Below are 26,157 nucleotides of genomic sequence, written 5' to 3'. Positions count from 1 at the left end.
ACTTCTTCACGAGGGTATCCAAGAAAAGTTATCTATGAAAGTATCGAGAGTCCTGGAATTTTTTCGGGGCTTTTTATTTATAGATGAGTGAAAATAATGGAGAGCATATGAATTGATAGAATGAATAAACCGAAATGTAGGGTAAGGTAAGATTTATTGAAAAATCAAATGGATAATTTGAATTAAGATAAAAGGGAAAAAATTGTAAAGTTTAATAGTCTTGTAAACTGTATAATCAAAATGTACTATTTTAATATAGGACTGGAGGACGTTATGGAAGAGAAGAAGTGGTCGATTATTTTAAGCGTGCTTTTTTTATTGTTTGTTTATGTACTTATTCATTTTGAAATAAATGCTAGAAATATTGAAAATTCAGTTCAAAAATTACAGGATCGAGAAGTTGAACCGAAGAAAAAGCTCCATTTTGTGCTTATTTCGCAGGAGTTTGATAATCCTTATTGGAGGAAAGTACAAGAGGGAGCGAATGTTGCTGCTGAAAAATATGGAGTAAATGTTGAATATATTGGTCCTTTACGTACAAGTCCGGAAGAACAAATTAAGTTATTAGAAAAGGCAATTGCTTCTCAGGTGGATGGTATTATTGTACAAAGTTTGGATGAGAATACTTTTTCGCCCGTAATTAGTAAAGCGGTTACACAACATATTCCTGTTATTACGATCGATACAGATGCGCCAAAGAGTAAGCGTATTGCTTATGTTGGTACAAATAATTTTAATGCAGGAGAACAGTTAGGAAGAGTTGTTGTAGAGGAAACGAATGGTGTTGGGAAAATTGGCGTTATTATAGGGAGTGAAAAATCCGAAAGTCAGCAGGCAAGATTAAATGGGTTTTTAAGTATTATTAAAGATCATCCAAAATTAGTAGTGAAGGATATTGAGTCCTCTAATATATCGATTATCCAAGCAAAGCTTCAAACTGAAAGTATGTTGCGTAATCATAAAGACATTTCAGTTATGGTTGGTACGAGTGCATTGGATGCAATTGGCATTTTGAATGCCACGAAAAATTTAAAGTTAAATCAAGTGGAGATATTTGGATTCGATAATATTGAAGGAACACTCCAAGCAGTTCAAGATGATGGGATTAAGGCAACTGTTATTCAGAAGCCATATGAAATGGGCTTTCAATCTGTAGGATTATTAATTGACTGGTTACATGGAAAAGTTATTCATAAAGAAAATTTTACACCAACCGAGGTGGTGACGAAAGAAACGTTGATCAGGAGGAGAAACGTTGAAAATTAGGACAAAGTTATTTATTTTTATTCCAATTCTAGTTATTTTACTAAATCTAGTTTCATTTTTTATTTTTGAAAATAGTAAGAAAGTTCAAGAGAGTTATAATTTAATGATTAATAAAATATTTTTATATAAGCAAATCTCAACAGAAACTCAAGAGAACTTAAACTTACTAAGTAGTTATATCATTAACCCAAAGCCAAAGGATTATCGATCGATTTTACAACATCGGAACAATTTACAAAACTTAAAAAAAGAATTATTAACTCATAATGCTACTAAAAATAATCAACTTGTATTAGAGAATTTTACTCATATGATCGATTCATTTTTAGAGTTGGAATCATCGATTACAGACAATCTAGTGTCTCAAAATTTTTCAAGCTATACGGAACAATATCGCGATATAGAAAAAATAGCAGGATTCATTAGAGAAGATAGTCAAAATTTAGTTGATTTAGAACTTAGTCATTATCAGCCAATTTTTCAGAAGATTATTAATAATACAGAATCTATGAATAAATTAGGCGTACAGCTATTTATTATTACGACAATCATTAGTATTGTGTTTGCAGTGTGGCTATCAAGGAGCATCGTTATACCAATTAACCGTCTCGTCTATATGGCAAAGCAAATCGGAAAAGGAAATTTCAATGTAGAGCCGCCTACTTTGTATCAAAAAAATGAGATTGGTATTCTTGGGAAAATACTAAATGAAATGTCTAACAACTTAAGAAATCTGATGATTAAAAATATAGAAATCGTGGAGAAGGAACGACTTGTAAAAGAGCTAGAATTAAAGGCTTTACAAAGTCAAATTAACCCACATTTCCTATTTAATACGTTAAATGTTATTTCAAAATTAGCGTACATTGAAGGAGCTGAGCAAACGAGTGATTTGACTGTTTCAACTTCAAATTTGTTACGTTATAATTTGCGGAAATTAGATGAACCTGTATGCCTGATGGATGAAATTAGAAATGCCAAAGAATATTTTTCGATCCAAAAGGCGAGATTTAGAGACCGTGTACGCTTTGAATTAAACATTGAGGAATCATGTTTACAGCATAAAGTTCCATGTTTAACATTGCAACCACTTCTTGAAAACGCATTTATACACGGGATTGAAGGAATGGAAAGGGATGCAGTAATAGGAATAGACATAAAAAGTAGAGAAAACTATATTTGCATTCAAATATATGACAATGGTGCTGGGATGAGTGAAGACACTAAAAATGCTCTTTTGACATCTACTAAGCCGATCATCTCTCAAAAAGGTTCAACTGGTTTAGGCACAACGAATGTATTTAAACGATGGCGTCTTTTTTATGGAGAAGAGGAGATTGTTGATATTAAAAGTGACATAAATAAGGGGACAACTATTATCTTAAAACTTCCCGTCTCATTATAAATTTAGAAATGAAGGAGGTACAATTATGTATAGATTATTAATAGTAGACGACGAACCACTAGAGCGTGAAGGTCTTGAATTAATGATCAATCGAACGTTGCCTAACCAATTTCAGTTTGAGCATGCTGAAAATGGACGGGTTGCGATTGAAAAATCGATTGAATTTCAACCTCATATTATTTTTATGGATATCAAGATGCCCGGTATTCAAGGACTTGAAGCTGTTTCTGTAATAAGGCAAAAACTGCCTGAAACGAAAATATTTATTGTAACGGCATATGATTATTTTACTTATGCACAAGAAGCAATTTCATTAGGCGTCAAAGATTATATTTTAAAGCCTGCTAAAAAGGATCATATTATGTCATTACTTCAAAAGATGATTTCGGAAATTGAAGTAGACCATAAGAAAAGATTACAAGAATTAGAGTCTATTGAAAATTTATCACTTATTCGTCCATTGACAGAGAATGAATGCACGTTAATGCTAATGTTCAATACAGTTCAAGAGCTTAATGTAAATCAAATGTCTAGAATTCTAGGCTTCGAGATTAAATTCGGTTACGTGAGTGTTATTCAATTGCCAAAGGAAGTTGTTCAAAATGAAAAGGAACAAAGGAGAGTTTATGAATGTGTTAGGCACTTTATAAAGTCTTCAAAAGATTGTCTAGTTAGTCCTGTGGTTGATGGTCAATTAGCTATATTCTTTCCACTTGATTCAAAACAAGAAGACGAGATTCAAAAGCGCGAAGCATTTCAGGATGCATTGAAAACGATTGACTATATCGAAAATCAAACAGGTTATAAAACAATGATTGGAATTGGTTCCATAAAACGTGGAATTGAAGGATTAAGAAATTCTTATAATGAAGCAGTAAAAGCACATATAAAATGTAACGAATTTACAAGTGTTAGCTTTTATTCTAAGGACTTTTCTTTGAGTATTTCGAATGAAGAAAAACAAGTTCTAATCGATTCCTTTAGAAAAGCTGATTTAGAAGATGTTTTATACCAATTTAATCAAATTTATGAAAGATTTATAAATCATGATGTAACACACTTGAGAACAGAATTTATTTCATTATTTAATCAAATTGTACACTCTCTTCGTAGCTCTTCAATTGAAGTCGAGAAGATTCATATTGCGGATGTGGAAGATGTGAATCAATTAAAAGAGTTAATAGAGCAGCAAATTACAATTTTGATTACTAAAATTGATCGCGAAAAAGAAATTAAGATGAATCACCTGATGATTCTTGCTAGGGAATATATTACTCACCATTTTATCGAGGATCTTTCATTAGACCAAGTAGCTAACTATTTAAAGTTAAATCCATTTTATTTTAGCAAATTATTTAAAAAGCAAACCGGAGAGACCTTTAGTGACTATTTGATGAATATAAGAATAAATAAAGCAAAAGAATTAATGGAAAGAAGAGAGTTAAATTTAAAAGAAATTTCTTATCAAGTCGGATACAATGATCCAAACTATTTTAGCCGAGTGTTTAAAAAGTGTACGAATGAATCTCCTAAGGAGTATCGTAAAAAGATCTTAATGAATAGTTAAAGAGAGAATAAACATTAAAAGAGATCCAAGAGTTCTTAATAACTTCTACTGATGGCTTAAAGAAGACATGCTAAATCCATAGATTAATAATAAAAGATAGTTAAAGCAGATAAAATCCCTACCTTAACTATCTTTTTTCTATTCTCTTAGATTTAGAAACGTTTTGTGACTGTTACTATATCACTTTAATCCTAGATCTTTTCTTTTATTTGTTATCCTATTTCTTCTATTATATAAATACCCTATTTTTAACTTAGCACAATTATTTCTTTGTCAAAATGAGATAGAATAAATTTTTATACTCTCCTCTTAAACAAATATCCTTCCATAAACCCTACATATATGTATTATGAAAAATAGAATAAATAATCGCCAAGATCACATTTTTGTGGTCTTTTTCGTTTGCTCTAAAATCAACATGTAATACGAACTGGACCAACTAATTATAAAGAATCTAAATTTTCTATACAAAAATGTCCTAAAGTCAAAATAATGCTAGCATTAATCGCTAAAATGTAAACGTTTTCTATCGTAGGGTAAATTAGTGCAGATAATAGACAAAAGAGTGAAGGGAATGGGTAAACGTTTTCAATTGTTTCCGTGATAACCTAATTATGTAAGCGTAACCAGAAAAAAGGGGGAAACACTTTGAAAAAGTTATCAAAGATTTTTGCAATCATTTCGGTATTTTTAGTAATGACTCTTGTTGCAGCTGGATGTGGATCTTCAGCGACATCAAATGAAAGTACTTCTGCTGGTAAGAAAAGTAAAGATGGTAAAGTTGATATCGGTATCGTTTTACCTACAAAAGATGAGCCACGTTGGACTCAAGATGAAACTCGCTTTAAAAAGGCTTTAAAAGATACAGATTATTCTGTTGAAATTTTATTCTCACAAGGTGACTCTGCTAAAGAAAAAGCGAACGTCGATTCTTTAATCGCAAAAGGCATCAAAGTTTTAATTATTTGTCCGCAAGACGGTGCTGCGGCTGCTGCTTCAGCTGAAGCTGCAAAAGCTGCTGGTGTGAAAGTAATTTCGTATGATCGTTTAATTACAGGTACAGATGCAGTTGATTACTACGTATCATTTGATAGCGTTGCAGTAGGTGCTGCACAAGCACAATATCTTGTAGACCATGCATCAAGTAAAACTGGTCAACCTTTATATTTATACGCAGGTGCTGCATCTGATAACAATGCATTCTTATTCTTCCAAGGTGCTTGGAAAGTTCTTCAACCAAAAATTGCTGACGGTACATTTAAAGTTGAAAATTCAGCTGCTGCAAATAGCTTAAAAGCTAAAGCTGATTTAACTCGTGATGAGCAAGCAAAAATTATTGGTCAAGTTACAACTAACTGGGATTTCAACGTAGCTAAAAACTTAGCTTCATCTAACTTAACAAAAGCTTCAAAAGCTGACAAAGGTGATGTATTAGTTCTTGCTCCAAATGATGGTACTGCTCGTTCAATCGCTGATACATTTAAAGCAGATAAGGACGTATCTTCTTATGTAATTTCAGGTCAAGATGCTGAAAAAGCTTCTGTACAATACATTATCGATGGTAAACAATCTATGACTGTTTTCAAAGATGTTCGTACTTTAGTTAAAGATGCGATTGCTACTGCAACTTCAATCTTAAAAAATGAAGCACCTGATGCTTCAGGCGTTACAAACAACGGTAAAGCTGATATCAAAACAAAACAAACAGATATTATTGTTGTAGATCAAAGCACAGTAAAGAAAGACTTAGTTGATTCTGGATACTATAATGCTTCAGAATTCACTGGATTGAAGTAATTAATAGAAGAAAAAAACTTGCAAAATAGTGATGGGCTAACCGTCACTATTTTGTTCAATTTAATTAATGACGTAAGTAGATGGCAAATTCGGGAGACGGATCATATGAGTGAATTTATTTTAGAGATGAGAAATATCTCAAAAGAATTTCCAGGTGTAAAAGCATTAAGTGATGTTAACTTCAAAGTAAGAAAAGGGGAAATACATTGCTTAGTTGGTGAAAATGGTGCAGGAAAATCGACCTTAATGAAAGTTTTAAGTGGTATTTATCCATATGGAACCTATACAGGTGATATTGTTTTCGGAGATGAAGTTCAAAAGTTTTCAAAAATTAGCGATAGCGAAAAAAAGGGTATTGGTATCATCTATCAAGAATTATCGCTTTTCCCTGAACTGTCGGTATATGAAAATATTTTTATCGGACATGAAATTAAAAAGGGAATGACTGTTGATTTCAATGAAACGATTGTAAAAGCAATTGAAATGCTAAAAAAAGTGAAGTTGGATGTAAATCCGGACGTTCAGATCAAGGAATTAGGTGTAGGTAAACAGCAGCTTGTTGAAATTGCTAAGGCACTTAGTAAGGATGTTAAATTGCTTATTCTTGATGAGCCTACTGCTGCTTTAAATGAAGATGATAGTGAAAATCTACTTTTCTTAATGGAAGAGTTAAAGAATCAAGGCATTTCTTGTATTATGATTTCGCACAAACTTAAAGAAGTAATTGCTGTTGCAGATACGGTTACTGTACTTCGTGACGGGAAAACAATTTGCTCTTTAAATAAAGAAGAAATCACCGAAAACACAATCATCAAACATATGGTTGGTCGTGAAATTGATGATATTTATCCGAAGCGTCCAAATCAGAAGTTTGGTGAAGTTTCATTAGAATTAAAAGACTGGGATGTGTACGATCCAAAATTAGGTCGAAAAATTCTTCATAAAATCAATCTAAATGTTCGAAAAGGTGAAATTATCGGTATTGCTGGATTAATGGGATCAGGTCGAACAGAACTAGCAAAAAGTATTTTTGGTAATCCAACAAATTTTAAACTTGACGGTACCGTTTTAGTACAAGGTGAGCAAAAGCGTTTTAAACATCCAAAAGATGCAATAAAAGCGGGTATAGCCTATGTAACAGAGGACCGAAAAGGCGATGGATTGATCCTTGAGCAAGATATTAAAAATAATATTTCGATTACGAACTTATTTGAAATTTCAAAGTCAAGCGTGATCAATCAACATGAAGAAATTGTTGTTGCAAATGATTACTTAAACAAGTTAAACATAAAAGCTCCTTCAATTACTTCAATCGTTGGTAAATTGAGTGGCGGTAATCAGCAAAAAGTATCATTGAGTAAGTGGTTATTTACAAATCCAAACGTACTGATTCTCGATGAACCTACTCGTGGAATAGACGTAGGTGCAAAATTTGAAATCTATAGTTTTATGAATCTACTTGTAGAACAAGGAATGAGCATTATTATGATCTCCTCTGAACTTCCAGAAGTGCTAGGTATGAGTGATCGAATTTATGTTATGGCAGAAGGTAAAATAACCGGACAATTATCAAGAGAAGAAGCAACTCAAGAGAGCGTTATGGCTCTAGCTACCGTTTAAGAGAGGTTGAAGAAAATGAACTTTTTTCAAGAAGCAGGCATGTTATTAAGGAAAAACATCCGAGAATATGGAATGTATATAGCTCTTGCAGTAATAATGTTAGTATTTACGTTAAATACAGATGGATTATTTATGTCATCTCGTAATTTAAGTGATTTAATCAATATGACAGGTTATGTTGCAGTTCTTGCTGTAGGGATGACACTAGTAATCGTCATTCGACATATTGACCTTTCAGTTGGGTTTGTTGCAGGTTTTCTAGGAGCGGTCGTTGCACTATTTTTAACACATGGATTGCCAGTTTGGATCTCAATCATTGCAGTTCTAGTATTTGGTGCAATTATTGGTCTAATAAATGGATTCTTTGTTGCTAATTTAGGAATTCCTTCATTCGTAGTTTCATTAGCAGGAATGTTAATATTCAAGGGATTACTACTAATGTCTCTTGTTAAAACTGGTACAATCATCGTTGCGAACGAAAGCTTTAAGGCGATTGGAAATGGCTATATTCCTAGTTTAGGAAACGTGAATGGTTTACACATATCAACACTATTAATTGGTGCGATCTCTATCATTCTTTTTATCTGGAGTGATTTTAAAAAGAGAAACGTAAATATAAAGTACGGATTTGAAGTCCTTTCAATGCCAATGCAAATTATTAAACTATTATTTATTTCAGGTATCATTGGTTATATTTGCTATATTCTAGCAGGCTATCAAGGGATTTCTTGGACTGCTGTGATCATGTTTATTGTAGTAGTAGTCTACCACTTCATTACAACAAGAACTCCTTTAGGGCGTCACATTTATGCAGTTGGTGGTAACCCTGAAGCAGCACAATTAAGTGGAATTAGCGTAAAGAAAATCACGTATATTGTATTTGGTTCAATGAGTATGCTTGCAGCCCTTTCAGGCGTATTGTTTACAGCTCGACTTGCATCTGCTTCTCCCCAAGCAGGTACAATGTTTGAGTTAGATGCAATTGCTGCAGCTTATGTAGGTGGTGTTTCCGCTGCTGGTGGTGTTGGTAAAATAACAGGTACAATTATCGGTGCTTTCGTAATGGCATCATTAACAAGTGGAATGAACTTAATGGGTATCGATATTTCATACCAATACATCATCCGAGGAGCAGTACTTGTTCTTGCGGTAGTATTTGACGTAATAACGCGTAATAAAGGGAAATAATCAAAAACAGAAACAGTCGATTGTAGTGGCTGTTTCTGTTTTTTTATTTGAATGTGTTAGAGCAATTTAAAATAGAGTGAGGGCAACATGGATCTATTGACACTAAAGGGTATGTGAAAAATAAGTAAAACTATCGTGCCAGTATAAATCTTTATAAATACAACTAATACTTTATGTAAATCTTTTTCAACTAAAGAATTGAAGAACACGAGCTGCTTAAAAAGGATAGTTATACAGTGTTACATTGTATAATCAGGACAAAAATGTTTACGTATTTATTTAATTAATTTTTTATCCAAGTTAACATACGAAGAATAAAATAAGGTTCAAACCAAGTAATCAATAAAAATATGATAAAAAATGAACCTACTGCTAAAAATTTAGTGTAACCTATTTCTCTTTTTGAAATTGCTATAAAGCTACATATTGCTCCAAATAATAAAAATAAAAAACCAACTAAAGCAATAAGTTCGTTGAAGCCTGGAATCGCATAAATTATTCCAAACAAAACTAGTCCTATAATCAATAATATTATTGAAATTCCACTGAAATTTTTCATAAAATTATCCCCTTTAAAATACTGCATACTTAAAATGTTAACATAATTTTCCAAAGAATATTGAGTTTTTTATCTTAGTTTTTTGTTTAGAATAAAATAAATATTAAAAAAATATTGACATTCTCCTATTTATCTATAAAATAATCATTAATAAAATGTTTCAGAGATGTGACAATAAAACGACTGTGAAAGGACGAGTAGTAGTAGGAAGTAGTCAAAGCGAATCAGGGGTGGTGTGAGCCTGATACGAAGCCTGTTATGAAGAACCTCCTGGAGTCGCTAACCGAAATCCTTTTAAGGAAAGTAGACTTAGCCGTGAACTTCGCCGTTAAAGAAGAACAGTATCGAGATTTCTCTAATCTCCGTACTGAATAAGTGAGCAGCCTCTGTTGCTAATTTGGGTGGTACCGCGGAACCAAAGCCTTTCGTCCCAGTTTTTTGGGAAAGAAGGGCTTTTTTTGTTGGCTTTTTTCTACTACATCTAAACATTTTGGGGGAAATAGGCATGTATCAATCATTAATGACAGTAAGAGAGACACAAATCGCAATTAAGGAAGTTAAGACATTTTTTGAGGATCAATTAGCAAACCGTCTTGGACTATTCCGCGTATCTGCACCATTATTTGTAACGAAAAAATCAGGTTTAAACGATCACTTAAACGGTGTAGAACGTCCAATTGAATTTGATATGCTACATTCAGGAGAAGAGTTAGAAATAGTTCACTCACTAGCGAAATGGAAACGATTTGCATTGCATGAATATGGTTACGAAGCTGGTGAAGGTTTATATACAAACATGAACGCGATTCGTCGTGATGAGGAACTTGATGCAACACATTCAATTTACGTTGACCAATGGGATTGGGAAAAAATTATTCAAACAGAATGGCGTACAGTTGAATACTTACAAGAAACCGTACGAACAATTTATGGTATTTTCAAAGATTTGGAAAATCATTTATTTGAAAAATATCCGTACCTTGGGAAGTATTTACCAGAAGAGATCGTATTTATCACATCCCAAGAGTTAGAAGATAAATACCCAGATTTAACACCGAAAGATCGTGAGCATGCAATTGCAAAAGAGCACGGTGCAGTTTTTATTATTGGAATTGGCGATGTACTTCGTTCTGGCGAAAAACACGATGGACGTGCGGCTGACTATGACGATTGGAAATTAAACGGAGACATCTTATTCTGGCATCCAGTATTGCAATCTTCATTTGAATTATCATCAATGGGAATCCGCGTTGATCGTAAATCACTTGATGAGCAATTAACGAAGACAGGTGAAGATTTCAAACGCGAATATGATTTTCATAAAGGTATTTTAGAAGAAGTGCTTCCACTAACAATTGGTGGTGGTATTGGGCAATCAAGAATGTGCATGTTCTTCTTACGTAAAGCGCATATTGGTGAAGTTCAATCTTCTGTATGGCCTGATGAAATGCGAGAAGCATGTAAGAAGGAAAACATTCACTTGTTTTAAGAAAAATAACAAAATAAAGAGGATTGAGTCCTGTACAAGACAGGATTCAATCCTCACAAGTAACTGATAGATTGTCTAAATAAGGCAGTCTTTTTTTGTTCTAAAAACTAAAATACATGTCTGCTAAATTTAAGTGGATAAATATCGATATATAAAAAGCATTAGCCTTCTCTTCTTCTTAATATACTAAGAGTATCTAATATTAAAATTTCCTGGAATGGAGTGAATTTTATGCTTGAAGTAAAAGGGCTGACTTCTTATTCACCTTTAGGGCATTTGAATGAGTTTCGGAAAGATCCAATACTTTTTTTTAGTGAACTTTATCGAAATCATGATCAGATTGTCTCATTTCGATTTGCTCATCGTAAAATGAACTTGCTATTGGAGCCGGATTTAATAAAAGAGGTATTAGTAACTAAGCAGCATTCTTTTCATAAGTCAAAGCCATTTCAAGAGATGAAAACGTTGCTTGGTGAGGGATTGTTAACGAGTGAAGATGAAGTACATATGGGGCAACGGCGTTTGATTCAGCCATCCTTTACGAAACAGCATATACAAACCTATGCTAATGATATGTCATTGCTCACAGAAGAGTTTATTCGTTCATGGAAGGATGGTGAGGAGCGTCTCATTAGTAGAGATATGATGGAGCTTACATTAGCGATCATTGCCAAAACGATGTTTAGCATGGATTTACATCAAGGACACGAGCGCGTTGGAAAGCACTTTGACATTATTATGGATATTGCAACTAAGCGAATTCGATCAGTTTTAAAAGCTCCACTCAAATTGAATACACCAAATAATAAATCTTTATCGGAGGCTATTAAGGCAATCGATAAGGTGTTATATGAAATTATTGAAAAAAGAAATAACGCAGAATCAAAGGATGATTTACTAGGATTACTAATGCAGGCAAGGGATGAAGAGTCTAATGAAGGCATGACGAATCGACAATTAAGGGATGAAGCGATGACAATTTTCCTTGCAGGTCATGAAACGACAGCAAATGCTTTATCTTGGTGCTTCTATCTTTTATCTCAGCATCCCGGTAAAGCAAAATTATTATATGAAGAAGTAGATCGCGTTCTAGGCAAAAGGCAAGCAGATTATCACTCTATGAAAGATTTAATCTATACTCAGCAAATTATTTGGGAAAGTATCCGTCTCTATCCTCCTGCATGGCTTATTAGTAGAAAAGCAATAGAAGATGTCAGCATTGGCGATTACAAAATTCAAAAAGGTGAGACAGTCATGATGAGTTCTTATATCATGCAGCGTTCTGAAAAGTATTTCTCACATGCTGAAAAATTTCTCCCAGAGCGGTTTAAGAATGGAAAGGTGGAAGGTGTGCCTGAATATGCGTATTTTCCTTTTGGTGGTGGTCCACGAGTTTGTATCGGAAATCATTTCGCAATAATGGAAGCTACTCTAGTTTTAGCAACGATCGCCCAGCATTATACTATTGATCTAGCTCCTAATCATCATAAAGTGGAAACAGAACCACTTATTACACTTCGGCCGAAAGATGGATTGCGTATGATTGTAAAAAAGAGAAAATGAGCGGTTTATTAGACAATGGTCAACAGCCTATTTAAATCGACTATGGGTTGTAAATCGTGAATATGATCCATTCAATTTATTTAAATAAAAAAATAGTAGTGAAAAAACCGATCAATGCGTTGGTCGGTTTTTCTATGTGACTAAAAAGCTTCTTATTGCTCTGAATTACTACTTTTATTGCCTTTGATAAAGATTAAGTAATTACCGAGAATTGAAAATAATAGTAGTACAAAACCGAAAATAACAATTTGGTAGTTTTTATCTACGTAACCAAAATAACAACATACTACTGTAACAGGTAAAATCATTAATATAATGCAAAACTTAAGTACAAAATTAGGGACATCCATATCCTCTTCACCTTACTTAGTATTTTTTCAATTAGTTTTTCTTAGTTAAGATTCTTTATGCAAACTATTTTTATATAGTACGATTAATTTGAACATCCTATAAAATATGAAATTTGGATTTATTACTTATACTAGTTAAGAACTAAAACAATAAAATAGAAGGTGTAAACATGAATGAGAATGAAAAGCTAATTGTAGGAGAAAAGGCAGCAGAATTTGTAAAAGATGGAATGGTCGTTGGATTAGGTACGGGATCTACCGTTTTTTACACAATCAAAAAGCTAGGGCAATTAGTTAGGGAAGGACTGAATATAAAGGGTATTCCGACCTCCATTAAAACTGAAAAGCTTGCGAAAGAAGAGGGTATTCAATTAGTAAACTTTCGTAAAATTGAACAGATTGATATTGCCATTGATGGTGCCGATGAAATTAATCCAAACTTTGAGCTAATTAAAGGTGGGGGAGGTGCACTATTAAGAGAGAAAATCATTGCCAAAGCAGCTAAAACATTTATAGTAGTTGCTGATCCAACTAAGATGGTAGAGAAATTAGGTAAGTTCCCACTCCCGATAGAAGTTATTCCATTTGGGATGGAAATGACGATGAAACATATTGAAGCAATCGGTTTAAGTCCTAAGCTGCGTTTAAATGGAGCAACTCCGTATATTACAGATAATGGAAACTATATTTTTGACTGCAGTATACCGAATCATATTCAAGCACAAATACTAGAAAGAGATCTTAATTTAATTCCAGGAGTGGTAGAAAACGGATTATTTGTCGGAATGACTGATTTTGTGATCACGCTAAATAAAGATGAAAAGATAGAAATATTAAGTAAATAGTACTAAGTATACAGAAGAAAAGTACATACTTGCCCCTTACTTCTATTTATTTAATAATAATAGTAAGAGAGAAAGAGTTAATGGGAAGAGGGGGATTATATGCAATTAAGAGTTTCAGCCGTTCAATATCATCTTCACACAATAAATTCCTTTGAAGAGTTTGAAAAACAAGTCGAACATTATATTAAGACTGCAGAGGAATTTGAAGCGGAATTTATCATTTTTCCGGAATTTTTTACAACTCAGCTTATGTCAATTGGTAATGAAAAAGGTGAAGCATTAACGATCCAAGACTTACCTAACTTTACTGAACAATATCGTTCTTTATTTTTAGAGTTGGCAAAACAATACAATATGCACATTATTGGCGGGACGCATGTCATTAAAAAAGGCGATCGTCTATACAATGTTGCACATTTGTTCTATCCAGATGGCCGAATTGGTGAGCAGGCAAAGCTACATATTACACCTACGGAGGTTAATGAGTGGAATATGAGTGCAGGTGACGGTCTAGAAGTTTTTGAGACAGATAAAGGAACAATTGCGATGTTGACTTGCTACGACATTGAATTCCCAGAAATCGTTCGAATGGCAAAAGCAAAAGGTGCAGATGTCATTTTCTGTCCATCATGCACAGACGATCGCCATGGATTCCATCGAGTTCGTTATACATGTCATGCAAGGGCAATCGAAAATCAAGTATATGTTGTAAATACTGGTACGATTGGTTCACTTCCAACTGTAGATTTTATGCGGGCAAATTTCGGCCAAGCGGTTGTAATCACTCCTAACGACATCCCATTTCCCCCAAAAGGAATAATGGTAGAAGGTGAAATGAATCAGGATATGATTGTTACAGCTGATCTTAATTTAGATTTATTATACAAAGTTCGTGAAAAGGGATCCGTTACAACATGGCGCGACAGACGTACTGACCTTTATCCAGATTGGTAAACTAATTCTTAAATAGAAAAGAGAGTTTAAAGCCCATGTATCGAAAGGAATTTTTTGTTTTCGACCAGGACAAACCAGTCCCAGTGGTAATCCGTAATTATAATGAGAATGACTTTACTAATTTAATCCGTATTCAACAAGAAAGCTTTCCTCCGCCATTCCCATCGGAACTTTGGTGGAATGAGGAGCAACTTAAAAATCATATAAGTCTTTTTCCAGAAGGAGCTTTATGTATAGAGGTTAATGGTCAAATGGCAGGCTCTATGACAGGTCTACTTGTTCAGTTCGATCCTAGCAATCCTGACCATTCATGGGAAGAGATTACTGATCATGGATATATTCGTAATCATAACCCAAACGGAAACACTCTTTATGTCGTTGATATTGGTGTCAGACCGTCCTATCGAAAATTAGGTTTAGGCAAGTGGTTAATGTTTTCCATGTATGATATTGTTGTGCATCTTGGATTGGAAAGATTACTTGGAGGAGGCAGGATGCCAGGGTATCATAAAAAGGCGGATCACTTATCTCCCAATCAATACATAGACGCGGTCATAAAAGGGGAGCTAAAGGATCCAGTTATTAGTTTCTTACTTCGATGTGGTCGTACCCCGGTTAAGGTAGTTGCTAATTATTTAGAGGACGAAGAATCATGCAATTATGGAACACTAATGGAATGGAAAAATCCATTTAAACAATCTAAGTAAAGGGAGAGAGAAAATGGAATATAAAAGAATTACAAATATCAATGACCCATTATTTAAACAAATGCATCAATTAATGCAAGATGTATTTCCTAAAGAAGAAGTATTAGAATTCGACCTTTGGAAAGAGCCATTGGAGGATCCAGGAATTCGTGTTTTTGTTGCGGTCTATGAAGATAGAGTAGTAGGTGCTACAGAGTATCGCTATTATGATGATTTTAATGTTGCCATGACTGACTTTACAATAATCGGTCAAGCTGGTTTGGGAATCGGTCCGTTCTTGGCAAAAAATAGATTAGTAGATTTACAGACATTAGCAAATGAAAATAATAAAAAATTATCAGGTATGTTTGCTGAAATTTACGATCCATATCGTGTAGAAGACCATGACTTTGGCGGCGTTAAACCTATGAATCCATATGTTCGTAGGGAAGTATTAGCTCACCTAGGTTATAAGCGTCTTGATTTTGAATATATCCATCCATCATGGAACAATGACGGTGAAGCTGTAACTGGCCTAGATCTTTGTTTTCTACCAATGGATGGGGAAATGGATGAAATGCAATCAGACTTAATCGTAAAATTTTTAAAGCGTTATTATACTGTGTTATCGAATAAGCCAGCGTCTTGGTATTCAATGATTGAAAACTTAGAAGAGAAAGAAAAAGTCGCATTAGTCTACTTTTAAATAAACATAAAAAAAGCTTTTCGATATAGTCTAAATATAGACTTCGAGAAGCTTTTTTTATATTCGATCTAATCATTCATTCGAACAATCCTTTTACCTGAGAATTAATCATATTTTTAATCTGCTTGTTTTTGTTTTTCCTCTTTTTTAGTGCTCACTTTAGTAGTATAGGATTTTGGCTTATCGGATCCATTTATAAGTTTATAAATATAGTCAGTTGTTAGTTTATAGGTGTCTTCAAGTTTTGTAGTGATATAGTTTGCTCGTTCAAAAATAATCGAGCGTAAGTTGTTGAGTTGGTGGGAGATTCTATCCATCATTGCCTCTTGCGTATCAAGGCGATCTAAAACCCCATGTTGAAATTCCTCTTGTTGTAATAATCCATGAGCTACTTCATTTTGTTTTTCAAGTAGCTTATCTAGTTGTAATAAGAGAGCTTGGTTATCCGATTCACTTTTTTCTAATCGTTTTGCCAATTCTGTATAAGCTTCATTTAAACGATTCATTTGAGTAACTAATGTTTGTTTTTCCATACTTTCATTTGCTTCAGATGTATTTAACCGTTGAATCATGATTCTTTCAAATTGTTCACGCTCACGGTTACTACCTATGAGACTATTTATTTGATGTTTAACATGATTCCACTGATTTGTTTGCAATTCTTTTAATTGCTCATATCGTGGCTTCAATTCAGAGATTGATTTTTCTAGGATCATGTTATTTTTTTGTTGTTCTTCCATTAATTCGGCTAAGTAATTATGCCGAACAATCCCTTGATTCGGTGTTTGTATTGTTTCAGTATTTTTAAAGACATCAGGGTGTTCATTCTTATTAATAAATAATCCCACTATTATTTCTCCCTTTCTATATTTTTTACTAATATTTTATGTTCAAGTACAGATGGGGGAACTTGGGTATCGTTAGTTGGGCTATTGTGTAGCTTGAAAGCGGCGTTTAGTTAGGAAATTTGATATTCTGCTTCCCGTATAAAAAATATTTTAGTAAAAGAGTATTTTAGTAAAAATGAAGTGGGAACAAAGGCTTAATTTTGCAATTAATCTTATTAAATTAATATGATAAACAAATGGATAAAGAACAGAACAACGGTCTTTAAAAGGTTTGGGAATTGTTATCAGAAAATTAAGTGAATTTATATCACCAGCCTATTTTCTTTGAATAGTATGATGTAAGGTGGTGATAACTATGGATTTAGGATTCGGACTTGCGGATTGGATGCTATATACTATATGGGCAGTTACTGGATTAATGATTCTTGATTTTGTAATAGCATTTATCCGTTCATTCTGGAAAGGTTCATTCGATACATCTTTTATACTTGGTTATTTAAAGGATATTTTATACTTCATTTTTCCACTGAAGTTTTTAATATCAATGTTTGCACTTGATCCTACTGGATGGATTTTAATTGCATTTTATTTTATCGGCGGAATCGCTGTTGTTATTAAGTATTTGAAAGATATTTTTAGTAAGTTTCAATAAGTATTGAAAGCCCTCTTTTAAGGAGGGCTTTTCAGTTTACAGGGGACTGAGATTGGACTTTGTAAACGAACAAAGAAGCCTATTTAAAAGTGGCTTTTTTATTTTGTTTAAATGAACAAATTTATTTAGTTTTTGCATACATATATTTCTAGGCACCAATGGGCTGATTTTTTCATAGAATATTCAAAAAATTCCCTAGAAGGAAGAATGTTTATGACAAAATATCAATGGGTTAAATGGCGAAGAGTATTAGTTTGGTTAGCTATTATTGTTATTATCGGCGTTGTGCTTGTAAAAGGAGGGCCAACGTACTGGAGTGTAGCATTATCGATTATTGGTCTTTTATTTCAGTTTGTCGTCATGATTTCACTTGCGATCATCCAGTTTGTCGCAATTTTCTGGTTTCTAGCCAGAGGTCGTACTTATTGGATTTTACCTGGTGAGACCGGATCGACGTGGGATGATTATCGTGGAAACCCTGAGATTGTAGAAAATGCAAAACGAATCGTAACCTTACTAAAAGGTGTGAAAGAATTTAAGGAAATGGGCGGGGAGGCAATTCGTGGGTTGCTGCTTTGTGGTCCTCCTGGTACAGGGAAGTCTTATCTTGCACAAGTTATTGCGAATGAGGCTCAAGTACCTTTTGCTTATGCTTCGGCTCCGAGTTTTCAAAATATGTTCTTTGGTGTAGGGAATTTGAAAGTAATGGGAATATACAAAAAGGCTAGAAAGTTAGCTAATCTTTATGGAGCTTGTATCATTTTTATTGATGAAGTTGATGCAATTGGTATGTCTCGTCAAGGAGGAGGTGCCGCTGGTGGTGGTTTGTTCGGTATGGGAATGGGTTCTGGATTATTGAATGAACTTTTACTGCAAATGGATCCTCCAAACATTGATAATTCTAAAATAGCTAAATTTCTTCGCTCGCTCGGTTTACGTAAAAAGAAAGCAGAGCGCCCTGCGGTTCTGACGATTGCTGCTACAAATTTACCTGATGTACTTGATCAAGCATTACTACGACCAGGTCGTTTTGACCGAAAACTTTGGGTAGATTCTCCTGATTATGATGGACGTATTGATGTTTTCCAATATTATCTAAAAAAGGTGAAAATCGATTCAACTTTAACACCAGAGCGAGCTGCGCTTGATACGATTGGATATAGTCCAGCACAAATAAAACATATCGTGAATGAATCTGTCGTAATTGCTCATCAGCGCGGTGCTGAAGTTGCAAATTATACTGACTTCCGAGATGCAATGGAAACGTATGAGTGGGGTCTTAAGCAGCCACTTAGATCCATGAGTGAAGATGAGAAGAGAAATGTAGCGTATCATGAAGCTGGTCACGCCGTAGCTCAATATTTATTAAAACCACATGATCGAGTTTGGAAGGTAACAATTATACGTAGGGGAGACGCACTTGGTCTGGCTGCAACTAAGCCAACAACAGAAAGATATAATCGAAGCGATAGTGAAATACTCGCTGCAATCCAAGTTTGTTTGGCAGCAAGAGCAGTAGAAGAAGAGTTTCTTCACAAAAAATTAAACGGTGTCACATCTGATCTGCAACAAGCAACCCTTCTTGGTGGTGCATATTTAGGTTTAGTTGGAATGGGTGATGAGTTATTCAGCTGGAATGCATTAGGCTCTCAAGCAGAGGGACTTAGAGCACTACGACCAAAAATTAACCTTCTTCTAAAGGACCAAATGAGCCAAGTCAAAAAACTCGTTACTGATCACGCCGATTTCGTACACTCAATCGCACAAGAGCTGCTAAAAAGAGGCGACTTAACAGGAGAGGAAATAGAAGATATTTACGAAAGCATTTATGCTCGTTCGCGTCCTGAGCCGCCTATTGTAAAGGTTGGAACTGTTTATGAAAAAAATATCCAAGGATTGCTTAAGGATTTTGATAAATTAGATGAGAGTGATCAGAATTCGTGAAAAATCTATTAATTGATATTTAGTTGCAAACTTTAATCAAAAGAGTAGCTCATGATGAGTTGCTCTTTATTTTTTTATGAAAGCAAAATTCATAAAGTGTTCTCGATAACGAAGGAATTTTCAAAAGACGCACTGAATATGAAAAGATATCCCCAACTATCAGTATCATTTCAACACAAAAAGCATTTTGGTTAACAAATTTAAATACAACATATTTTCACGAAAGTTAGGAGCGTGAGGAATGAATAGTCTTTCAAAGCAAATAGGAAACGCAAGTACAATCGATGATGTAATTGAACAGTTAGATCAGATTATTTCGATGAGTAATAATACCAAAAGCAAACTAGGCTATTTTGCTTCTTTATATCGGTTGGTAACGATTAAAGTGAAAGATGGAATTTTAACTAATCAGTTTGAAGATGGAGCAAGAATGGAAAGTCTGGATGTGAATTTTGCCAATTTCTATTTAAATGCACTTAAAAACTATTTAAATGGAGAACCTTTAAGTCTTAGTTGGCAATTGGCTTTTCGTCTTGCAGAAAACCGTCAATCTATTTTACTACAGCATTTGTTGCTTGGCATTAATGCTCATATTAATTTGGATTTAGGGGTAGCGGCTGCAATGGTATGCAAAGACGCTAATATTTTAGCTCTTTACAATGACTTTATGAAAATAAATAGTGTTTTAGCATCATTAGTAGATGAGGTAAGGGATGACATGGATCGAATTTCACCTTGGATTGGTTTTTTAGATCATGTTGATCCAAAAGCATCCAAGGCCATCATAAACTTTAGTCTAGAGAAGTCTCGAAATTACGCATGGGATTTTGCGAAAACGCTGGCTGCAGCGAATGAAAGTGAGTGGGAAAGGCTGATTAAAGTACAGGATAATGAAGTTGCAGCGATTGGAAATATGGTCGCACGCCCAAGTAGTTGGATGCTAAAGGTTGGTTTATGGGCAATTCGTTTTCGAGAATCCAAGAATATTGAAAGAAACTTACATCTATTAAATCATAGTCGCTTTGAAACAAATTCAACTGGTGGTATTCAAATGTAGGGGAATCTTTCGTGATTGACTTACTTTGAATTATTCTTTTAAAAATCTCCACTTCATTTAATAAAAACTGTATATTATATAAAGTAGCTAATTTCTTAGTAATCAAGAGGATAAAATTATAGGTGAATATAAATGATACATACATATTTAAACGAAACAATTAGTTTTCATATAAAATATAAAAAGCAAAAATCAATCGGTATTTATATAGACGCTTATGGGAATGTTGAAGTTCGAGCTCCTAAAGACACACCTGAAGAAAGTGTCATTGAAGTTTTAGAAGCGAACTGGGAGTTGATTATTCAAAAATCAAATGAAATGAAAGAGCGACTTCGTGGGCCAAAAGAACGGACTTATGAATTTGGTGAGACATTTCTTTATTTAGGAAAATCATATCCTATACAAATTTCACACGATGAAAGTATTGGGCAAGATCAAGTAATTTTTGAAGGAAATCGACTAAATATTATTGTCAAACAACTAGAGGATGAGCGGATTAAACAAGCACTTAAAAGGTTTTATTACCAACAAATTAAAGCATTAGTTGAAAAGAGTATTCAGAAGTATCAAAGCAACTTTAAAGTGAAGCCATCATCAATTAAGATAACTGATAGTAAAACAAACTGGGGGACATGTAATTCAAAAAGGCAACTAACATTTAATTGGAAGCTAGCAATGGCTCCTCAAAATGTGATTGACTATGTAGTCGTCCATGAAATGTGTCATATGGTTCATATGAATCACGACAGGTCCTTTTGGAGACTTGTCGGTAAAATTATTCCAGAATATAAAGAAAGAGAAGATTGGTTAGCGTTTTCTAATTGGAAAATGACTGTATAACAAACTAAAAATGGAGCGACATTTGTCGTCCCATTTTTTATTTTTTGTAAAAAAAGTCTGCTAATTCCTTACTTTTGATTCTTCTATTTTTACGGATTTTAGCGCGTTCTTCTCCGCCTTGGTATAGGAATTTTTCTTCCTCTGTTTCGGGAACAATTTGTGGAACTTTAATTAAGTTACCTTCCTGATCTAATGCAACAAAAGTTAAAAATGCGGTTGCAGCGATTTTCTGTTCTCCAGTTTTTAAGTTTTCTGCAGTTACTTTTACGAAAACTTCAAATGATGAAGTGCCAGTCCAAGTTACATAACTTTCAAATATTACTGCATCTTTCATCGTGATTGGATGTAGAAAGTCAACTGAATCGGTTGAAGCAGTTACAATTGAAGATCGGCAGAATTTCATTGCTGATATACTTCCGATTATGTCTAAGTCATTCATTAATTTTCCACCAAACAAAGTGTTATGACTATTTACATCATTGGGCAGTACTAAATTTGTTCTAATGACTCTAGTTTCATTACAAGTTACCATATGATTTCTCCATTCTTTACTATTTTTAAATTGTAACACTTTTTAATAGTAAATTTAGTACTTTTTCAAAAAATAATATGAACAAACTTTCTATTGGAAGGATGAATAAGCAATGCTTGTATATTTTTTATTTGTCAATGAAATTTGTAGGGAAAAGTGCAAATTTAAATATGTTTATTTCAGTCGTTTACATTGACTTTTACTTCTTAAGTCGGTATATTTATATCTTGTTGAGACGGGATAAATACTACATATGGGTGTTGTAAAGAAAGAGAACACCTATATATCGATATATGGTAAAATCGATATAATCTATGCGAGGAGGAACAGGTGATGATAAATACAATAATTGATGCAAAATTACCTGCTAATATACAGAAATTAAATCAAGACATAATGCATTTTCCAATGATTACACCTATTAATCCAGAGATGCATAAAACAACATTTAAGGGTGTATCTAGAACGGTTATGTTAGATCGATACGCATTTAAAGATATTAAACTAATTACATTAGGTGTAGGTGACCTAGTTGTACTAACATATAAGGACGATCCAAAGTTTCCTCGTCGTGGTTATGGTGAAGTAATTGCTATTGATGATCGTCATGAAGAAGTAACTGTTCAATTAGATTCTCAGTTTGAAGACGGAGCGATCATTACAGTTGCATTTAATAAAGTAGACAAACCACTTGAAATCTTCTACGAACAAATTGCAGACCGTGTAGCACGTGGGCTTGCATCTGCAGAAACTCCTGAAAAATTCTCCGAAGTAAAAGATATGTTTTATGAAATTTTAGCAAACAAAACTTTTGTACCAGCGGGACGTGTTTTGGCTGGTGCCGGTACAGGTGCTTCAACGACATTCTTTAACTGTTATGTGATGCCTCATATTCACGATTCTCGTGATGGAATTGGTGAACATCGTAAAAAGGTAATGGAAATTATGTCACGTGGTGGTGGCGTTGGGACAAACGGATCAACCTTGCGTCCTCGCGATGCAATTGTCTATAGTGTGAATGGACGCTCAAGTGGGTCGGTATCTTGGTTACATGATTTATCTGAATTAACGAATTTAGTTATTCAAGGCGGTTCAAGACGTGGAGCGCAAATGATTATGATGAACGTTAATCACCCTGATATAGTCGAGTTTATCGTATCAAAGAACCAAAATCCAAAAGTTTTACGCTATATTGCGCAAACGACAAAATCGAAATTAATTCGTGAAGAAGTAGAGCGTAAATTAAAGTTTGAACCTATTAGTACAACAGAAAAAGCAGCTTATGAAGCATTGATTCATATTGCAACAAAAGAAGGAAATTTAAATACACCTGAAATTGAACAGGCAAAAGAACTGCTTAAAGACGGTGGCAAGTATTCAGTTCACAACCCCGAGTTTTTAACAGGTGCAAATATATCTGTTTGTTTAACTGATGATTTTATGGAAGCAGTTGAAAATGATGGGGAATTTAAGCTTCAATTCCCAGATTTAGAAAACTATGACGATGAAATGCGTTTAATTTATGATCAAGAATGGCAGGAATGTGGAGATGTACGTGAATGGGCTGCACGTGGATATGGTGTACGAACGTACCACACTATAAAAGCAAAAGAACTTTGGGATTTAATCAATATTTGTGCAACTTATTCTGCTGAGCCAGGAATTTTCTTCTTAGATAATGCAAACAAAATGACGAACGCTGTATCTTATGGACAAAAAGTAGTTGCAACTAACCCTTGTGGAGAGCAACCACTTGCTCCATTCTCTGTTTGTAATTTAGCAGCTGTTAACTTAGCCGAAATGACTCAAAACGGTAAGGTGAACTGGGAAAAGTTAAAGAGAACCGTTCAAATCGGAACGAGAATGCAAGATAATGTAATCGATGCAACGCCATATTTCCTAGAAGAGAATACGAAGCAAGCAAAAGGTGAACGCCGTATCGGATTAGGTGTAATGGGATTACATGATTTACTAATCCGTTGTGGACTAGTTTATGGATCAGAAGCTGGCAATAAATTAGTTGATCAAATTTTTGAAGTAATCGCAACTACTGCTTATAAAACTTCTATTGAATTAGCGGAAGAAAAGGGAGAATTTCCATTCTTAGCGACTTTTGAAGATGGACGCGAACGTTTCATTAACTCAGGATACATGAAAAAAATGCCTGAAGAAATTCGTGAAGCAGTTTTAAAAAGTGGTATTCGTAATTCGCACTTATTAACAATTGCTCCTACGGGAAGTACTGGAACAATGATGAATGTTAGCACCGGACTTGAGCCTTATTTTAACTTTGTATACTTCCGTTCGGGACGTTTAGGTAAATTTATTCCCGTTGTAGCTGATATCGCACTTGAATGGTTAGAAGCTAATGGATATGAAGTAACTGAAGAAAATGTTTATGAGATGATTGAGCATCTACCAGAACAATTTGTTGGTACAATGGACCTTTCTCCAGAGGCACATGCTGATGTTCAATGTATTATCCAAAGATGGATCGATTCTTCAATTAGTAAAACTGTTAATGCGCCTAAAGGTTATTCTGTTCAACAAGTAGCAAAAGTGTATGAAAGATTACACAAAGGTGGAGCAAAGGGCGGGACTGTTTATGTAGATGGTTCTCGTGATGCCCAAGTACTATCGCTAACAAATGAAGAAAATGATTTTACAGATGTAGAATTAGAAACAGTTGAAAATATAAATGATACAACGAAAAACGAAACGGATGAAACTGCACAAGTTAAAACTGGTAACGTAGGTGTAGAAAACGGAGACACTTGTCCAATTTGCCTTGCAGGTACTGTAGTTGAACATGGTGGTTGTAATACATGTGATAATTGTCAAGTTCAGTTGAAGTGTGGAATCTAAAAGTAAGTATTAAAAAGCTGTGAAGAAATACCTCTTTAGAGATGATCTAAAGGGGTATTTTTTTTATGTCAAAAAGAACGAGAACATCTAAAATTGATAAATGGATTAAAGTAGGTCGTGGTTCTGGGGTGGGCTCAGATTATAGTAAAATATGTGAATATATAGGTATAGTGCAGTTTCAAAATTGGACTAGAGGGAATAAAGTATAGTGATTTAATTAGATTGGTGGTGTTTCATTGTCTAGAAAATATCGTGTGATAACTTTTGATGGTGGTGGGGTTCGAGGAGCTTTAAGCAGCCAACTTCTAACAAGACTGACCAGTGACAAAAAATTTCCCGAATTGATTAAAAAAACAAATTTGCTTGTCGGAACCTCTGTTGGATCAATTATTGCCCTAGGGTTGGCAAGCGGAAAATCACCGCAAGAAATTAATGCTGCATTCAATGTAGATACGGTCGAGGAAATTTTTAGCAATCCACAACCTGGTGGACCTTTAACCACTACAAAATATAAAAATGAAGGATTAATCAAAGTATTAAGTTCTTTCTTTCCCAAAAATCTCCGTTTAAAAGATTTGCATAAACGAGTCGTCGTTCCAGCGTTTGCTTTATCCAACAGTAAATTAGGGCATTGGACCCCTGTATTCTTTAACAATTTTCCTGAATCTCCGTATTTGGAGCATAAGGTAATCGATGTCGCGTTGGCTAGCAGCGCTTTTCCAGCTTATTTTCCTGCGTTCAAACATTTTATTGATGGAGCTGTGGTCGCCAATGATCCGAGTACTGTAGGAATTTCCTTTGCCGTACAAAAAGGCAAACAAGAACTCAGCAAAATTGCCCTTTTATCAATCGGCACCGGATTCTTCCCATATAGTATTCAAAAGGACACCAGTGAATGGGGATTTTTCAGTAGCAATAATCAAGTTATTGGTACCGCACCAAGCTGGGGATTTATTCCTCCGAATCTACAAGAACCGCACGAACCGGCAGTTCCTCTTTTAACGATCACCGTTGAAGGGACGGAAGAAGCTGATGTATTGATGAGCTCTCAATTGCTCGGGAAAGGGTTTTTCCGCCTCAACCCACAGCTTCCCATTCCCATTCAGCTTGATGATGTTCAAGCAATCCCTGTACTCAGAACTATCGCAAACAATACGAATTTATCGGAGGTTAGCAGATTTATCCGTAAACATTGGAACTTATGCTAAACGCGTCATGAGGCTAGCTCGTGTCGAGTGTGCCTCCTTGTCGACCCGATGAGCTGTGAAATAATATATTTTAAACAGACAAGCCTACAAAAAGGAGCTACATGAGTATTTTATTTCAATCATGTAGCTTCTTCTCATAATAGGTTCATGAGGAAGTAAACTAGTAAAAAATAGAAAGGTACTTCCTCATGACAGGTTCATGAGGAAGTAAACTAG

23 protein-coding genes and 1 other annotated feature are annotated in these 26,157 nt (G+C 34.4%); of the genes, 19 read left to right on the top strand and 4 right to left on the bottom strand.

Going from position 1 to position 26,157, the window contains the following annotated elements; translation table 11 throughout:
* The first annotated feature begins 273 nt into the window (after window positions 1–273).
* The 6 genes from CN925_RS19135 (at window position 274) to CN925_RS19110 (ending at window position 8,843) form a co-directional block, all read left to right on the top strand.
* Window positions 274–1,266 carry a sugar-binding protein gene (locus CN925_RS19135; protein ID WP_098848417.1) on the top strand — a complete coding sequence of 331 codons (993 nt, stop codon included), beginning with the start codon at window positions 274–276 and terminating at the stop codon, window positions 1,264–1,266.
* Entirely contained in the window at window positions 1,256–2,671 is a 1,416-nt protein-coding gene (locus tag CN925_RS19130) for a sensor histidine kinase (RefSeq protein ID WP_098848416.1), read from the top strand. The genes CN925_RS19135 and CN925_RS19130 overlap by 11 nt, the downstream gene beginning before the upstream one ends.
* A 25-nt stretch (window positions 2,672–2,696) precedes the next feature.
* A complete protein-coding gene (locus CN925_RS19125; protein ID WP_180233022.1) occupies window positions 2,697–4,238 on the top strand; it encodes a response regulator in 1,542 nt (513 codons plus the stop codon).
* Between the two features lie 648 nt (window positions 4,239–4,886).
* Window positions 4,887–6,035, top strand: a complete 1,149-nt coding sequence (locus tag CN925_RS19120; protein WP_286138525.1) for a sugar ABC transporter substrate-binding protein — start codon at window positions 4,887–4,889, stop codon at window positions 6,033–6,035.
* A gap of 105 nt (window positions 6,036–6,140) precedes the next feature.
* Window positions 6,141–7,655 (top strand): ATP-binding cassette domain-containing protein, encoded by a 1,515-nt coding sequence (locus tag CN925_RS19115; protein ID WP_098848415.1) that lies wholly within the window; start codon window positions 6,141–6,143, stop codon window positions 7,653–7,655.
* A gap of 15 nt (window positions 7,656–7,670) precedes the next feature.
* Window positions 7,671–8,843, top strand: a complete 1,173-nt coding sequence (locus CN925_RS19110) for a sugar ABC transporter permease (RefSeq protein WP_098848414.1) — start codon at window positions 7,671–7,673, stop codon at window positions 8,841–8,843.
* 283 nt (window positions 8,844–9,126) lie between these two features.
* Here CN925_RS19110 and CN925_RS19105 read toward each other — a convergent pair whose 3' ends face one another.
* Window positions 9,127–9,402 carry a hypothetical protein gene (locus tag CN925_RS19105; RefSeq protein WP_098848413.1) on the bottom strand — a complete coding sequence of 92 codons (276 nt, stop codon included), beginning with the start codon at window positions 9,400–9,402 and terminating at the stop codon, window positions 9,127–9,129.
* A gap of 176 nt (window positions 9,403–9,578) precedes the next feature.
* Window positions 9,579–9,838, top strand: a binding site (T-box leader).
* 69 nt (window positions 9,839–9,907) lie between these two features.
* Between CN925_RS19105 and asnA the strand changes: the two genes are divergently transcribed.
* Together asnA and CN925_RS19090 are read left to right on the top strand one after the other, a co-directional pair.
* Entirely contained in the window at window positions 9,908–10,891 is a 984-nt protein-coding gene (gene asnA, locus CN925_RS19095) for an aspartate--ammonia ligase (protein WP_098848412.1), read from the top strand.
* Window positions 10,892–11,122: 231 nt separating this feature from the next.
* Entirely contained in the window at window positions 11,123–12,454 is a 1,332-nt protein-coding gene (locus CN925_RS19090) for a cytochrome P450 (protein WP_098848411.1), read from the top strand.
* A gap of 152 nt (window positions 12,455–12,606) precedes the next feature.
* Here the strand turns inward: CN925_RS19090 and CN925_RS19085 are convergent, their stop codons facing one another.
* On the bottom strand, window positions 12,607–12,804 hold the full coding sequence (locus CN925_RS19085; RefSeq protein ID WP_098848410.1) for a hypothetical protein: 198 nt from the start codon (window positions 12,802–12,804) through the stop codon (window positions 12,607–12,609).
* 170 nt (window positions 12,805–12,974) lie between these two features.
* Between CN925_RS19085 and rpiA the strand changes: the two genes are divergently transcribed.
* From rpiA to CN925_RS19065, 4 genes are all read left to right on the top strand, one after another.
* The gene (gene rpiA, locus CN925_RS19080) at window positions 12,975–13,649 is read left to right on the top strand and encodes a ribose-5-phosphate isomerase RpiA (RefSeq protein WP_098848409.1); all 675 of its coding nucleotides are present in this window, start codon (window positions 12,975–12,977) and stop codon (window positions 13,647–13,649) included.
* 99 nt (window positions 13,650–13,748) lie between these two features.
* A complete protein-coding gene (locus CN925_RS19075) occupies window positions 13,749–14,603 on the top strand; it encodes a carbon-nitrogen hydrolase family protein (protein ID WP_098848408.1) in 855 nt (284 codons plus the stop codon).
* A gap of 35 nt (window positions 14,604–14,638) precedes the next feature.
* Window positions 14,639–15,310, top strand: coding sequence for a GNAT family N-acetyltransferase (locus CN925_RS19070; RefSeq protein WP_098848407.1), 672 nt, complete (start codon window positions 14,639–14,641; stop codon window positions 15,308–15,310).
* A gap of 13 nt (window positions 15,311–15,323) precedes the next feature.
* A complete protein-coding gene (locus tag CN925_RS19065) occupies window positions 15,324–15,995 on the top strand; it encodes a GNAT family acetyltransferase (protein ID WP_098848406.1) in 672 nt (223 codons plus the stop codon).
* Window positions 15,996–16,111: 116 nt separating this feature from the next.
* Here the strand turns inward: CN925_RS19065 and CN925_RS19060 are convergent, their stop codons facing one another.
* Entirely contained in the window at window positions 16,112–16,843 is a 732-nt protein-coding gene (locus CN925_RS19060; RefSeq protein WP_098848405.1) for a hypothetical protein, read from the bottom strand.
* Between the two features lie 355 nt (window positions 16,844–17,198).
* On the opposite strand from CN925_RS19060, the gene CN925_RS19055 reads away from it, so the two are divergent.
* The 4 genes from CN925_RS19055 (at window position 17,199) to CN925_RS19040 (ending at window position 21,336) form a co-directional block, all read left to right on the top strand.
* The gene (locus CN925_RS19055; RefSeq protein ID WP_098848404.1) at window positions 17,199–17,495 is read left to right on the top strand and encodes a hypothetical protein; all 297 of its coding nucleotides are present in this window, start codon (window positions 17,199–17,201) and stop codon (window positions 17,493–17,495) included.
* A gap of 213 nt (window positions 17,496–17,708) precedes the next feature.
* A complete protein-coding gene (locus CN925_RS19050) occupies window positions 17,709–19,439 on the top strand; it encodes an AAA family ATPase (RefSeq protein WP_098848403.1) in 1,731 nt (576 codons plus the stop codon).
* Window positions 19,440–19,680: 241 nt separating this feature from the next.
* A complete protein-coding gene (locus CN925_RS19045) occupies window positions 19,681–20,496 on the top strand; it encodes a DUF5995 family protein (RefSeq protein WP_098848402.1) in 816 nt (271 codons plus the stop codon).
* Between the two features lie 132 nt (window positions 20,497–20,628).
* Window positions 20,629–21,336: a M48 family metallopeptidase gene (locus tag CN925_RS19040; protein WP_098848401.1), complete on the top strand. Its 708-nt coding sequence runs from the start codon at window positions 20,629–20,631 to the stop codon at window positions 21,334–21,336.
* Window positions 21,337–21,373: 37 nt separating this feature from the next.
* Here CN925_RS19040 and CN925_RS19035 read toward each other — a convergent pair whose 3' ends face one another.
* Window positions 21,374–21,868 (bottom strand): acyl-CoA thioesterase, encoded by a 495-nt coding sequence (locus CN925_RS19035; RefSeq protein WP_098848400.1) that lies wholly within the window; start codon window positions 21,866–21,868, stop codon window positions 21,374–21,376.
* A gap of 333 nt (window positions 21,869–22,201) precedes the next feature.
* Between CN925_RS19035 and CN925_RS19030 the strand changes: the two genes are divergently transcribed.
* The 3 genes from CN925_RS19030 (at window position 22,202) to CN925_RS19020 (ending at window position 25,941) form a co-directional block, all read left to right on the top strand.
* Window positions 22,202–24,733, top strand: a complete 2,532-nt coding sequence (locus tag CN925_RS19030; protein ID WP_098848399.1) for a vitamin B12-dependent ribonucleotide reductase — start codon at window positions 22,202–22,204, stop codon at window positions 24,731–24,733.
* Between the two features lie 65 nt (window positions 24,734–24,798).
* Window positions 24,799–24,942 (top strand): hypothetical protein, encoded by a 144-nt coding sequence (locus tag CN925_RS21815; protein ID WP_286138524.1) that lies wholly within the window; start codon window positions 24,799–24,801, stop codon window positions 24,940–24,942.
* Window positions 24,943–24,969: 27 nt separating this feature from the next.
* Entirely contained in the window at window positions 24,970–25,941 is a 972-nt protein-coding gene (locus CN925_RS19020; RefSeq protein ID WP_180233021.1) for a patatin-like phospholipase family protein, read from the top strand.
* Window positions 25,942–26,157 lie beyond the last annotated feature (216 nt).

The organism is Bacillus sp. AFS055030, from assembly GCF_002574545.1.
Classification (GTDB): domain Bacteria; phylum Bacillota; class Bacilli; order Bacillales; family Bacillaceae_G; genus Gottfriedia.
The sequence above is the reverse complement of the archived record's forward strand: the minus strand, read 5'-3'. Positions and strand labels throughout refer to the sequence as shown.